The 13,107-nt window shown below is 65.5% G+C and carries 14 protein-coding genes; 11 read left to right on the top strand and 3 right to left on the bottom strand.

Translation table 11 applies throughout. The features are described 5' to 3' along the window. Positions 1–78: 78 nt before the first annotated feature. The 3 genes from M3P36_RS12265 to M3P36_RS12255 are packed head-to-tail and all read right to left on the bottom strand — an operon-like array spanning position 79 to position 3,946. Positions 79–477, bottom strand: coding sequence for a YdbL family probable chaperone protein (locus M3P36_RS12265; protein ID WP_249703906.1), 399 nt, complete (start codon positions 475–477; stop codon positions 79–81). An 8-nt stretch (positions 478–485) separates the two neighbouring features. Further along, entirely contained in the window at positions 486–680 is a 195-nt protein-coding gene (locus M3P36_RS12260; RefSeq protein ID WP_249703904.1) for a YnbE family lipoprotein, read from the bottom strand. 47 nt (positions 681–727) lie between these two features. After that, a complete protein-coding gene (locus tag M3P36_RS12255) occupies positions 728–3,946 on the bottom strand; it encodes an intermembrane phospholipid transport protein YdbH family protein (protein WP_249703902.1) in 3,219 nt (1,072 codons plus the stop codon). 68 nt (positions 3,947–4,014) lie between these two features. On the opposite strand from M3P36_RS12255, the gene radC reads away from it, so the two are divergent. The 11 genes from radC to M3P36_RS12200 all read left to right on the top strand — a co-directional run bounded on the left by radC (position 4,015) and on the right by M3P36_RS12200 (position 13,099). After that, positions 4,015–4,734 carry a RadC family protein gene (gene radC / locus M3P36_RS12250; RefSeq protein WP_249703900.1) on the top strand — a complete coding sequence of 240 codons (720 nt, stop codon included), beginning with the start codon at positions 4,015–4,017 and terminating at the stop codon, positions 4,732–4,734. Positions 4,735–4,832: 98 nt separating this feature from the next. After that, positions 4,833–6,143: an adenylosuccinate lyase gene (gene purB, locus M3P36_RS12245; RefSeq protein ID WP_249703898.1), complete on the top strand. Its 1,311-nt coding sequence runs from the start codon at positions 4,833–4,835 to the stop codon at positions 6,141–6,143. A 101-nt stretch (positions 6,144–6,244) separates the two neighbouring features. Then, complete coding sequence (locus M3P36_RS12240) at positions 6,245–6,601, top strand: DUF1049 domain-containing protein (RefSeq protein WP_249703896.1); 357 nt, start codon at positions 6,245–6,247, stop codon at positions 6,599–6,601. Further along, complete coding sequence (gene pyrF, locus M3P36_RS12235) at positions 6,598–7,272, top strand: orotidine-5'-phosphate decarboxylase (protein WP_249703894.1); 675 nt, start codon at positions 6,598–6,600, stop codon at positions 7,270–7,272. The genes M3P36_RS12240 and pyrF overlap by 4 nt, the downstream gene beginning before the upstream one ends. Before the next feature lies 1 nt (position 7,273). Beyond that, positions 7,274–7,645 (top strand): bleomycin resistance protein, encoded by a 372-nt coding sequence (locus M3P36_RS12230; protein ID WP_249703892.1) that lies wholly within the window; start codon positions 7,274–7,276, stop codon positions 7,643–7,645. Between the two features lie 9 nt (positions 7,646–7,654). Continuing rightward, positions 7,655–8,296, top strand: a complete 642-nt coding sequence (locus M3P36_RS12225; protein WP_249703890.1) for a phosphoribosylanthranilate isomerase — start codon at positions 7,655–7,657, stop codon at positions 8,294–8,296. A 10-nt stretch (positions 8,297–8,306) separates the two neighbouring features. Continuing rightward, positions 8,307–9,521 carry a tryptophan synthase subunit beta gene (gene trpB / locus M3P36_RS12220; RefSeq protein ID WP_249703887.1) on the top strand — a complete coding sequence of 405 codons (1,215 nt, stop codon included), beginning with the start codon at positions 8,307–8,309 and terminating at the stop codon, positions 9,519–9,521. A gap of 47 nt (positions 9,522–9,568) precedes the next feature. After that, complete coding sequence (locus tag M3P36_RS12215) at positions 9,569–9,961, top strand: endonuclease domain-containing protein (protein ID WP_249703885.1); 393 nt, start codon at positions 9,569–9,571, stop codon at positions 9,959–9,961. 3 nt (positions 9,962–9,964) lie between these two features. Then, the gene (gene trpA, locus M3P36_RS12210; protein ID WP_249703883.1) at positions 9,965–10,747 is read left to right on the top strand and encodes a tryptophan synthase subunit alpha; all 783 of its coding nucleotides are present in this window, start codon (positions 9,965–9,967) and stop codon (positions 10,745–10,747) included. A gap of 160 nt (positions 10,748–10,907) precedes the next feature. Further along, on the top strand, positions 10,908–11,756 hold the full coding sequence (gene accD / locus M3P36_RS12205) for an acetyl-CoA carboxylase, carboxyltransferase subunit beta (protein ID WP_249703881.1): 849 nt from the start codon (positions 10,908–10,910) through the stop codon (positions 11,754–11,756). A 5-nt stretch (positions 11,757–11,761) separates the two neighbouring features. Beyond that, entirely contained in the window at positions 11,762–13,099 is a 1,338-nt protein-coding gene (locus M3P36_RS12200; RefSeq protein WP_249703879.1) for a bifunctional folylpolyglutamate synthase/dihydrofolate synthase, read from the top strand. Positions 13,100–13,107 lie beyond the last annotated feature (8 nt).

Below are 13,107 nucleotides of genomic sequence, written 5' to 3'. Positions count from 1 at the left end.
CCCCCTTAGGCGGGGGGCATATCCAAGTCAACCGGGTGGGGACGAGTTAGGCGCGGTTAGCGGGAAATCGTAACCAGATCAGGGGCAGCGGGGATCGCGAACGGGCGCAGCCGCAGTGCGGGTCTGCCAGGTGCCATCGGGTGCCTGGTACTTTTCTCCGGGCGTCGTGCGGGCAATCGCAAGGCAGCCCGCGGTCAGCGCATACTGCTCCAGCGTGGCCCCTTCGGCCTGGGCGCGCTGGGTATAGACCTGGCGGCGCTGGTTGTTGATATCGTCCACCACACGCTGCAGTTCCGGCGTCGCATTGCCGACAATACCGAGATAGCCGTTGACCCGCTCGCCCACCTGGCCCGCTTCGCGCGCGGCGGCATAGGCAGGATCGCGCTGCGCCAGCACGGGGGTAGCAAGGCCCGCCAGCAGAAGTGCGGTGGCGGCCGTTCCCAGAACCTTGCGGTACTTGCTGTCGATGATCATCATATGCTCCATCAGAATATGTCGGCGTTCTCGTCGATCGCATTGTTCGCATCGTCCGCCAGGCGGTAAATCACTTCCTGCGTGATGTTGATATTGAGTTCGATCACGATCGGCTGGTCGGGCGCTTCAAGCGTGATGCACCCAGCCAACGGGATCGCCCCCAGCAACACCACCAGCCTTGCCCTGTCCATCAGCCTGCCCCTCATGGCAGCCTTATGGGCTCTAGCAGGGCCCTTGGTCAATTTCGCGGCAATCATGGCTGGGCCTCGCTTTCGGGGGGCTGAATAGAGGGTTCATCGAAATCGGGATCCGCTTCCGGCGGCACATCCTCGCCGCGAATGGCACTGCGCAGGCGCTGGCCGTCGTCGGTCATCAGGCCCAACCCGCGAGGATCACGCACCGAGGATGGATCGTAGAGCGACCGCATCGACGAGATCATCTGGTAGAACGGCGCGCGCAGGTTCACCACCACGCGGATCGGCAACTGGGCAATGCGGCGGGTGATGAAATTGGTCTGCGCAGTGGCACCCTGGCGCACCCCGTCGAGCCGGACACGGGTCACCAGTTCGCCGGTCAGCGGGCCGTTGAGGCCCACTTCCATCGTATTGTAGTCGAGATCGCGCAGGGCCTGGAAAGCCATGTTGCCCATCGGCGACAGGTCTTCATATGTCAGTTGCCCGACATAGGATACATGTCCGCCGGGCGGCCGGGCCGAGAGCATCCCGCCCTCCAGCCTGCCGTTGCCCATCTCGTCGAACACAATCGGCAATATCCCGTCGAAGGTCCCGCTGGCCGACATATTGGCCAGTTCCATCCGCTCGACCAGGCGGGCGGCCTCCAGCCCTTCGATCTGGAACACATAGCGCCGTACCTCGGCCACCCCGATGTTCATTACCAGCGACTGCATCGAAAGCTGCCCGCCCAGGAACGGCCACTGCGCGCTTTCCAGGTCCAGCTGGGTTCCCCCGGTCAGCGAGAACAGCACTACGCCGTCGTTTACCTCAATGCCAGGATTGACCGAGTCGATGGCGATGCGCTGGGCGGGCGCCGTGGTAAGGCCGATCAGGTCGGTGAACGCGACAGTGCCGCGCGCGCCCTGTACCGGGCCGAAGGCAGCGGCAAGGTTGATGCCGTCGGACGAGAAGGTTCCGCTGCTGGTGATTGCCTCGGGCGACCAGCCCGCGCGCCCGCTGCCCGTGACCGTGCCTTCAACAACGCTGACCACGCCATAGGCAAGTTCGGTAATGTCCCGTGGCTGGAAAGCAGGGCTGAAGCTTACGCCAGGCACGGCGATGTCCGCATGGCCGATGGCGCTGCCGAGATCGTGCGTAAGGTCGATCCCGGCCACTTTCGTACCGCTGGCAGGATGGGCGAGATCGAACCGGCTGCGGATCGCATTGTCGGCCAGCGTCAGCACGGCGCCCTGAGCGCCGAGCGGCTTGAAACGGTCGGTCTCCTGCCGGTCCTCCAACCGGAAGGCCACGTTCGTGAGCTGCAACTCGCCCCCGGCAAAGCGCCAGTCGCCGCCCGCCTGCAGGATGTCGAGCGGAACGGCAGCGAGCAGGACGTCGGTGCCGGTGAAGGTGCCGGCGATCTCGTCACCCAGGCGGGCCGAGAGGTCGGCAATGGTGAAGCGGGTGGCTGTTACAGGCTCGCCCAGTTCCACTGCGATTGCCTTGGCCGACAGCGCCCCCGGCCAGGCAAAGCCAACCGCGCCGCTCGACAGGCGCACGGGGGTCTCGCCCAGAGTGCCGGTCAATTGCAGCGAGGGCACCCCTGCCGCCACGCTGAGTCCCCCGGCATCATAGCGCAGGATGGAAGAGCCGGTGGGTGGACACAGGGTCAGCGCGCGGCCTTCGAGCAGCAGTCCGGATAGCTGCAACTGGTCAAACCGCACTGCGGTGCAGGCGCTCCACAGCGCAACAGCGCCGGAAGGCGAGACGGTGCCCGACAAAGGCAGTTCCAGCCCGCGTGCAAAACCGCCGGGCAAGGCCCCGCTCGCCTCGATCCGCCCGTCCAGCGCCAGGGCCCCGTTGCTGCGCTGGCTGACGCGCAGGTCGGGCACGGTAAGACTGGCATCGCCTGCGGTATACTCCGCCATCCGCGCGCGCAGTTCGAGCGCGCCGCCTTCGTCCTGCTCCATCCGTCCGGCGATCTGCGGCAGGCCCGCCCCGCCGGTGGAGAAATTGCCCGAGAACAGCGGCACGCCACTATCGGTGAAGCCAAGCTGCGCGCGGCTGAGCAGCAGCAGGACATCACCCCCGCGCCCACGCAGCCGCGCCTCGGGCACGACAACGGCAAGGCGGTCGCGATCCTGCCGCAGGGTGAAGTTCCCGGTCAGGCGGCTGGCCTGTATCTGCACCGCCAGTTGCTGGCGCATGCGGGCGAGCAGCGGGGCCGCCAGTGTTCCTTCGGCAGCACCTGCGGCATCATCCAGTATGGCCGCCATGTCTGAGCCCGGTTGCAGGTTGCGGCCATCCAGGCTCGCTTCCAGTTCGATCCGTTCGAACGCATCGCGGCTTCGCAAGGTGCCTTCAATTGCCAGCGTGGCCAGGCGCAATGCGGAGGTTTCAATCTGGCGCCCTTCAAGGTCGAAAGTGCTGGTGACATTGCCATCGCGCAGGGCGAGGCGCAGGTCGCCCTCCAGTGCGGCGAGGCGGGCTGAAGGAGCTGTCACAGCGCCAGACCGCAGGCTGCCCTCGCCGTCGATTGCCGTAAGCTCGGCATCTGCAGTCAGCTCCAGTTCGGCCGCCCCGCCGGCAACGGAAACCCCCTGCCCGGCGCAGTCGAGCTGATCGAACCGCAGAGGTCCGGCAAAACCCGGCCGCCGGTCGGTAATCGCCACGCTGCCGTAGAGCGTAGCCTGCTCTGCCGTGCATCCAGCCAAGGCAAGGCGGGGAGCAACTACAGCAAGTTCACCCCCAAACCCGCCCTGCAAATGCCCCGAGCCGTCAAGCGAGAGCGCGATGGGGCCGTAATCGCCCTCGATCAGCGCATGACCGTCGATCACTGTCAGGTCGAGGTCCGGCAAGGCAAACGGTTCATCGCTGTCGGTGAAGATCAGCGGATCGAGCGCGCCGAAGCTGGGCTGCCCGTCAACCACCCGCCCCCACAGCCGCACCGTGTCCAGCGTGACCGACGCGATCTGCGGTAAGCCGAAGGTAAGGCGTATTTGCACAATTGCACGGTCGATGGTGGCATCCGGTCTGTCCGGATCACCCACCACGATATTGCGCAACACCTGCGTTTCGGGTCCGATGCTCTCGACCTCGTAGGTCGCCTCCACTCCGAATTCGATCAGCGCCTGCTCGATATAATCGTCGGCCAGGGTCTCACGCTGGCTCCACAGCAAGACAACGCCCGCCACAGCCATGGCAAGCACAACGCCGAGCGCCTGCGCCATGCGCCGCGCGATCCGCCGTCCGCGCCGCCGCGGGGCCTGCTCGCCTTCCTGATCCAATTCACGCGCCATTCGTCGGGACACTTGCGCGAGGGGCACGGCAAAGGCAATGGATTTGGCAGACATCGGGGGGCAAGCGGTTGGACGCGGGCGACGGGGATCTTTTCGAGAATGCAGGCCCGCCCGTGCAGCACGGCGGATCGGGCCACCGCGCCCGCCTGCGCGAACGGATGCTGACTGGCGGACCGGAGGCCCTGGCCGATTACGAAGTGCTCGAATACCTGCTGTTCGGGGCCAATGCGCGGGGCGACACCAAGCCGATGGCCAAGACCCTGCTCGCCCGCTTCGGCTCGCTGTCGGGCGTGCTCAATGCCGAACCGGCGGCGCTGAAGCAGGTCAAGGGCCTGTCCGATGCCGGCGTCGGCGCGATCAAGATTGCCGGCCTCGCCGCCCGCCGCATGGCCCGCAGCGAAGTGCAGCAGCAGCCGGTGCTGGGATCGTGGCAGGCACTGATGGACTATCTCACCATCGACATGGCGCACCTGACCCACGAACGGGTGCGCGTGCTTTATCTCAATGTGAGGAACCGCCTGCTGCTCGACCACGTGGCGCACGACGGGACGATCGACGAGGCATCGATCCACCCGCGCGAGGTGATCAAGCGTGGCCTCGACATCGGGGCCAGTGCGCTGATCCTGGTCCACAACCACCCCAGCGGCAACCCGGAGCCGAGCCGCGCCGAAATCCAGGTGACCAACCGCATCGCCGAGGCCGGACGCCTGCTCGGCATCACCGTACACGACCATGTGATCGTCGGTCGCGAAGGTCAGGTTTCGCTGAAAGCCAAGGGGCTGATCTAGGGGACATCGGCCACAATGCCTCCCCGCCCCCTTGCCAAGCGCCGCCTCTCGCCCTAGCCGCGCCGCATCCGATAGACGCTTGCAAGAAGGCCCCGCCCATGGTCCCCCGTTACGCCCGCCCCGCCATGACCGCGATCTGGGAGCCGGAAGCCCGCTACCGCATCTGGTTCGAGATCGAGGCCCATGCCACGCAGAAGCTGGCCGACCTTGGCGTGGTGCCACAGTCTGCCGCCAAGGCGCTGTGGGACTGGTGGCAGACCGATCCGGTGATCGACGTGCCCGCGATCGATGCCAAGGAAGCAGTGCTCAAGCACGATGTCATCGCCTTCCTCGACTGGGTAGCAGAACAGGTCGGGCCGGAAGCGCGCTTCATGCACCAGGGCATGACCAGTTCCGACGTGCTCGACACCACGCTGGCGGTGCAGCTTGCCCGCGCCACCGACCTGCTGCTGGAAGACATGGACGCGCTGCTCGCCGCGATCCGTCGCCGGGCCGAAGAACACAAGTACACCCCCACCATCGGCCGCAGCCACGGCATCCATGCCGAGCCGACGACCTTCGGCCTCAAGCTGGCCCAGGCCTATGCCGAATTCGCCCGCTGCCGCACCCGGCTGATCAATGCCCGCGCCGAGATTGCCACCTGTGCCGTTTCGGGCGCGGTCGGCACTTTCGCCAATATCGATCCTGCGGTGGAAGAATATGTCGCCGAAAAGTTGGGCCTGGCGGTTGAGCCGGTTTCGACCCAGGTTATTCCGCGCGATCGTCACGCCATGTATTTCGCCACGCTGGCCGTGGTCGCCAGTTCGATCGAGCGGCTGGCGGTTGAAGTGCGCCACTTGCAGCGCACCGAGGTGCTGGAGGCCGAGGAATATTTCTCACCCGGCCAGAAGGGTTCCAGTGCCATGCCGCACAAGCGCAACCCGATCCTGACCGAGAACCTGACCGGGCAAGCCCGCATGATCCGCGCCTATGCCCTGCCTGCCATGGAGAACGTGGCGCTGTGGCATGAGCGGGACATCTCGCACTCCAGTGTCGAGCGCTTCATCGGCCCCGATGCCACGATCACGCTTGATTTTGCCCTCGCCCGCCTCACCGGCGTGGTGGACAAGCTGCTGGTTTACCCCGAGCGGATGCAGAAGAACCTCGACAAGATGGGCGGCCTTGTCCACTCGCAGCGGGTGCTGCTGGCACTGACGCAAGCGGGCATCACCCGCGACAACGCCTATCGGCTGGTCCAGCGCAACGCGATGAAGGTGTGGGAATCGGATGGCGCGCTGTCACTGCTCGAACTGCTCAAGGCCGACGAGGAAGTCCGCGCCGCGATGATCGAGGCCGAGCTGGAGGAAAAGTTCAACCTCGACTACCACTTCAAGGCGGTGGATACGATCTTCGCCAGAGTCTTCGGATAACTGGGTTTTTGGCCAAAAACCAAACCGCTTCACAGGCGCAGCCTTAGGGCCTAGCATCGCGCCAGAAGAACGAACCCGCAAAAGACAAGAGGGAATCCGCCATGCAAGTCGTGCGAACGGTCATCTGGGTGCTGCTGCTGGTTGCCCTGGCGATTTTCACCTATGCCAACTGGGTGCCGGTCACGGTCCGCATCTGGGACAACCTGTTGGTCGATACGATGCTGCCCGCCATCGTCATGCTGTCGTTTGCGATCGGGTTCGTGCCCATGTGGCTCTATCACCGGGCAGCAAAGTGGCAGCTTCATCGCCGGATCGCCGCGCTTGAAGTTGCCTCGCGCACGGCTGCCGCCACGCCGGTGCAGCAGCCCACTGTCGTGGTGGATGAAGTGGCCGTGGTTGACCCTGAACCAACCGCGCCGCCCACACCCACCCCGCACCCCGGCGCTCCGCTGCCATGAGCAACCCGGTCTATCTCGCGCTCGACCTGCCCCGGCTCGATGCCGCCAAAGCCTTGGCCGAAAAGGTCAAGGGCCACGTCGGCGGCTTCAAGCTGGGGCTGGAATTCTTTTGCGCCCACGGCCACCACGGCGTGCATGAAATCGCCAGCGTGGGCCTGCCGATCTTCCTCGACCTGAAGCTGCACGACATTCCCAACACCGTGGCCGGTGCCATGCAGGCGATCCATGTGCTCGAACCCGCCATCGTTACCGTCCACGCTTCGGGCGGACGTGCGATGATGGAAGATGCCAAGGCTGCTGCGGGCGAGCATTGCAAGGTCGTGGCCGTGACCATGCTTACCAGCCTGGACGAGCGCGACCTGCAGCGCACGGGTGTTTCCGGCACCCCGCACGACCACGTGTTGCGCTTGGCGGAACTGGCCGAGGCTGCCGGGCTTGATGGCATTGTCTGTTCCGGCCACGAGATCGGCGAAGTCCATCGCCAGTGGAAAAAGGGCTATTTCGTCGTCCCCGGCTTGCGCCCAGCCGGTTCCGCCGTGGGTGACCAGAAGCGCGTCGTCACCCCGCGTGCAGCGCGTGATGATGGCGCCAGCGTCCTGGTCATCGGCCGCCCGATCAGCCGCGCCGAGGACCCGGTGCAGGCCGCGCGGGAGATCGAGGCGACGCTTTGACGTGGCCGACCATGCCACACCCAACCTGCCGAGCCGCGATTTCCTCAAGACCGAGCGGTTTTACAGCAAGCTCGGCTTTGCTGCCTCCTACCGTTCGGGCCACTGGCTGATCCTTGAAAGTGGCGGGATGACGCTGGAGTTTTTCCCCTGGCCCGATCTGGTCCCTGAGCAGAACAACCACTCCTGCTGCCTGAGGCTGGATGACCTGGACGCGATGGTGGAGAATATCCGCGCCGCCGGGCTGCCGGAAGCGCGCGAAGGCATACCCCGCCTCGTCCCGCCACAGCGCGATATCAGCGGGCTCACCATCGCCTATCTGATTGATCCCGATGGCACGCTGCTGCGGCTGGTGCAGAACCCCTCAAGCCTGTAGGGCGCGCCGATGCACTCGCCCCTGATCAAGATCTGCGGCATTTCCACTGCCGACACGCTCGCCGCCTGCCTGGCTGCGCGGGCGGAGTGGTGCGGGTTCAATTTCTATGCCCCCTCGCCGCGTTTCGTTTCGTCGGAACAGGTGTCGCGCCTCGCCGCGCAGGCCGGTCCGGCAATCCGCAAGGCTGGCGTGTTCGTCGATGCAAGCGATGCCGTGCTGGCAGAAGCCGTGGCGGCGGGCAGGCTCGATGCGATCCAGCTCCACGGCCACGAAACCCCGCAGCGGGCGGCAGAGGTGCGCGCTCAATTCGGCCTGCCGGTGTGGAAGGTGCTTTCCGTATCCGAAGCGGCGGACGTCGCCCGCGCCTCGGCCTTTTACGAGGCAGCGGATTTCCTGCTGTTTGATGCCAAGACGCCCAAGGGCCAGATGCCGGGCGGTATGGGCCTTTCTTTCGACTGGTCGCTGCTTGCTGCCTACCGGGGTCCCCTGCCCTGGGGCCTTGCGGGCGGGCTCAACCCGATCAATGTGGCAGAGGCCGCACGGCAGACCAAAGCCCCGCTTGTCGATGTGTCGAGCGGGGTAGAAAGCGCGCCCGGCGTGAAGGATATCGACAAGATTGAGGCCTTCTGCCAAGCCGCCCGCGCCCTATAGAGTTGATGACATGACCGAGCAGAAACCCAATTCCTTCCGCAACCAGCCCGACGAGCGCGGCCATTTCGGCCAGTTCGGCGGACGCTATGTCGCCGAAACGCTGATGCCGCTGATCCTCGATCTTGAGCGCGAATATACCGCCGCCAAGAAAGACCCGGCGTTCAAGGCGGAATTCGACGACCTGCTGGCGCACTATGTCGGCCGCCCCAGCCCGATGTATTTCGCGCCCCGGCTGACGGAAGAACTCGGCGGCGCGCAGGTCTGGTTCAAGCGCGACGAGCTCAACCATACCGGCGCGCACAAGATCAACAACTGCGTCGGCCAGATCCTGCTCGCCATCCGCATGGGCAAGACGCGCATCATCGCCGAAACCGGGGCGGGCCAGCACGGCGTGGCCACGGCCACCGTCTGCGCGCGGTTCGGCCTGCCCTGCACCATCTTCATGGGCGCGACCGACGTGGCGCGGCAGGCGCCCAACGTGTTCCGCATGAAGCTGCTGGGGGCAGAGGTTGTCCCCGTCACCAGCGGGGCAGCCACGCTGAAGGACGCGATGAACGAGGCGCTGCGCCACTGGGTCGCCAATGTGCACGACACCTTCTACATCATCGGCACGGCGGCAGGCCCGCACCCCTATCCCGAACTCGTGCGCGATTTCCAGAGCGTGATCGGCAAGGAAGCGCGCGAGCAATTGCTCGAACGCACCGGCCGCCTGCCCGACCTGCTGGTGGCAGCAATCGGCGGCGGATCGAACGCCATCGGCCTGTTCCACCCGTTCCTGGATGATGCGGACGTCAAGATGCTCGGCGTGGAAGCGGCGGGACATGGGCTGGACAAGCAGCACGCCGCCAGCCTGGCGGGCGGGTTCCCCGGCATCCTCCATGGCAACAAGACCTACTTGCTGCAGGATGAAGACGGCCAGATCGCTGAAGCCCACTCGATTTCGGCGGGTCTCGACTACCCCGGTATCGGCCCCGAACATGCCTGGCTGAAGGAAACCGGGCGCGTGGAATACACCTCGATCACCGACATGGAGGCGCTGGAAGGCTTCAAGCTGCTGTGCCGCACCGAAGGCATCATCCCCGCGCTGGAACCCAGCCATGCCATCGCGGCGGTTGCGAAGGTTGCGCCGACCATGCCCAAAGACGCGATCATATGCGCGAATTTGTGCGGGCGCGGCGACAAGGACATCTTTACCGTGGCCGAGGCACTGGGAGTGGAGATGTGATCCAATAGCCCTCTCCCCTTCAGGGGAGAGGGTTGGGAGAGGGGAAAATGCGCGACGGAGAACTCACGAAGCGGGCTCGCGAGAATCGCAAGCAGATGTCCGAACCGGAAACCCGCCTGTGGCTCGCACTCCGAGCCAAGCGCTTCGAGACCGTCAAGTTCCGCCGACAAAAGGTGATTGGCACCTATATCGCCGATTTTGCCGGCAATGATCCCAAGCTGGTCATCGAACTGGATGGTGACACTCACGCGACCACGATCGATTATGACGCGGCTAGGACTCGCTTTCTTGAGCAGCAAGGCTATGCGGTGCTGCGCTTTGCAAATCGGGATGTGATGACGAATATGGATGGCGTTTTGATCAGGATTTCGGAGACACTGGCCAGGCTGCGTGTACAGCCCCCTCTCCCAACCCTCTCCCCTAAAGGTGAGAGGGCTTAAGTGATGACCCGCTTCCAAACCGCCTTTGCTGCCAACCGTCCCGCGCTCGTGTGTTTCATTACCGCAGGCGATGGCGATACCGCTGCCAATCTCGATGCGCTGGTCGAGGGCGGCGCCGATGTGATCGAGCTCGGCATGCCGTTCACCGATCCGATGGCCGATGGCCCGGCCATCCAGGCGGCGAACCTGCGCAGCCTTGGCGCGGGCACCAAGACGGCCGACGTGCTGCGCATGGCGACCGACTTTCGCGAGCGGCACCCGACCATTCCGCTGGTGCTGATGGGCTATGCCAACCCGATGGTGCGGCGCGGGCCCGAATGGTTTGCCGATGCCGCCGCATCTGCAGGTGTCGATGGCGTGATCTGCGTGGACCTCGCGCCGGAGGAGGACATTGACCTCGGCCCCGCACTGCGCGCCAAGGGTATCTCGCCCATCCGCCTTGCCACGCCCACGACCGATGCCGCGCGGCTGCCCACGGTGCTCGATGGTTCGTCCGGCTTTCTCTACTATGTCAGCGTGGCGGGGATCACCGGCAAGCAGGAAGCCGCACTCGAATCGATCGAGGAAAATGTCGCGCGCATCCGCCAGTCCACCGACCTGCCCATCGTGGTGGGCTTCGGCGTGCGTCGCCCTGATCAGGCCGAGGCCATCGCGCGGGTAGCAGACGGCGTGGTGGTCGGCTCCGCCTTCGTCGATCTGATCGGCGAGCACGGCAACCACGCGCCGCAATTCCTGAAAGAACTCACCACCAGTCTTGCCAATGCCGTGCACGGCGCGCGCAAGTAGGCAATCTCCCCTCCCGCCTGCGGGAGGGGCCGGGGGTGGGCCTGCGCCGCTGCGTCCCAACCCAACCCGCTGCGACTAGCCAGCAAGCTGGCAAGTTTCGCTGCCCCTCCCGCAGGCGGGAGGGGATGGAATTCACCCGAATCTCGGCTAAAGGCCCCTCATGAGTTGGCTATCCCGCGTCCGCAGCGCCCTGCCCTTCGGCACCAAGCGCGAAACCCCTGACAACCTGTGGGTGAAGTGCCCCCGGTGCCAGGAAATGCTGTTCACCCGCGAGTACGAGGCGAATCTCAGCGTCTGCACCCGGTGCGACCATCACGGCCGCATCGGTGCCGACGTGCGGCTCGACCAGTTGCTCGACCCCGGCTTCACCCTGCTGCCCGATCCGGTGGTGGCGGAAGACCCGCTGAAGTTCCGCGACAGCAAGCGCTATGCTGACCGGCTGAAAGCCGCGCGCGCCGCCAGCACGCACACCGATGCCTTCACCGCTGCCCTTGGTCGGATAGAAGGGCACAAGACCGTGCTGGGCGTGCAGGACTTCACTTTCATGGGCGGATCGATGGGCATGGCCGTGGGCAATGCCTTTGTCGCCGCCGCAAGCCGCGCGCTGGATGAAAACTGCGGCTTCATCTGCGTGACCGCTGCCGGCGGTGCGCGGATGCAGGAGGGCATCCTGTCGCTGATGCAGATGCCCCGCGCCACGGTGATGACGCGGCGGCTGAAGGAAGCGAGCCTGCCCTATGTGGTCGTGCTAGCCGATCCTACGACCGGCGGCGTGACCGCCAGCTATGCCATGCTGGGCGATGTCCACATTGCCGAGCCCGGCGCCCTGATCGGTTTTGCCGGCCAGCGGGTGATCCAGGAAACCATCCGCGAGAAGCTGCCCGAAGGCTTCCAGCGCGCCGAATACCTGCACAAGCACGGCATGGTGGACATGGTGGTGCACCGGAAGGACCTGCGCGATACGCTGGGCCGTTTGCTCGATTACCTGAGCCCGGCGAAAGCGGCCTAACACCCGTGAAAGACTTCGCTTCGTCCGGCGATCCTGCGGTCCAGGCGCAACTCGACCGGCTGTCCACCCTGTCCCTGCCGCAGGGGCGCATCGGGCTGGAAGTGATCCACGAGATCCTGGGCCGCCTCGGCAATCCGGAACGCAGCCTCCCGCCGGTGTTCCATGTGGCGGGCACCAACGGCAAGGGCTCCACCTGCGCCTACCTGCGGGCCATGCTGGAGGCCCAGGGCCTGACGATCCACGTCGCCACCAAGCCGCACCTTGTCCGCTATAACGAGCGGATTCGTGTGAGCGGTTCGCTGATTTCCGATGATTTGCTGGCAGAACTGCTCAAGGAAGTGCTCGACCTGTCAGCCGACCTTGGCCCCAGCTTCTTCGAGGTGACGACCGCCGCCACCCTGCTCGCCTTCGCCCGCATCCCCGCCGATGCCTGCGTGATCGAGGTAGGGCTTGGCGGCCGGTTCGATGCCACCAACGTGATGGTGCGCCCCGCCGCCTGCGGGATCGCCAGCCTTGGGGTGGATCACGAAGCCTTCCTGCTCTCCCCCGATGAAAACGCGCCCGACCCGGCCAACCCGCTGGTCCGCGTGGCCTTCGAAAAAGTCGGCATCCGCCGCGCCGGTTCGCCCATGGTGACGCAAAACTACCGCGCAGACATGGAAGCGATGATCGAAGGCCTGTGTGCCGAGGCCGGTGCGCCGCTGTTCATGCGCGGCCATGCATGGCAGGCCGAAGTCTCCGACAGCGGCATCGCCTATCGCGACGCAAAGGGCGCGCTAGACCTGCCTCTGCCGCAGATGCCCGGCAGCCACCAGGGCGACAATGCCGCGCTGGCCGTTGCCATGTTGCGTCATCAGGACGAGGTGTTCGTCTCACCAGAAGCCATGGCCAATGGAATCCGCACCGCAGTCTGGCCCGCCCGCCTGCAACGCCTGGGCGATGGCCCGCTGACCGCGTTGATGCCCTGCGCAATGTTTCTGCTCGACGGCGGGCACAATCCCGATGCGGCACTGGCCATGGCGAAGTACCTTGAGAGCCGCGCCGCAAAGCCGGTCCATGCCATTGTCGGTATGCTCAGCGCCAAGGATGCGCGCACCACCCTCAAGACCATCGCGCCGCACCTCGCCAGCCTGACCGCCATTCCAATTGACGGGAGCGAGCATCACCCGCTGGATGACCTCGCCGCTATGGCGCGCGAGGCGGGCGTGGCGCAGGTCCGCACCGCGCAGTCGCTGGAACAGGCGATTGCCGCCGTTGGCCAGACCGAAGGCACTGTGCTTATCACCGGCTCGCTTTACCTCGCAGGCCAGGTGCTGAAGGCGAACGACGAGATTCCGGACTGAGGGCTTCG

Origin of the sequence: Altererythrobacter sp. KTW20L (assembly GCF_023501975.1) — a bacterium.
Classification (GTDB): Bacteria; Pseudomonadota; Alphaproteobacteria; order Sphingomonadales; family Sphingomonadaceae; genus Alteraurantiacibacter.
The sequence above is the reverse complement of the archived record's forward strand: the minus strand, read 5'-3'. Positions and strand labels throughout refer to the sequence as shown.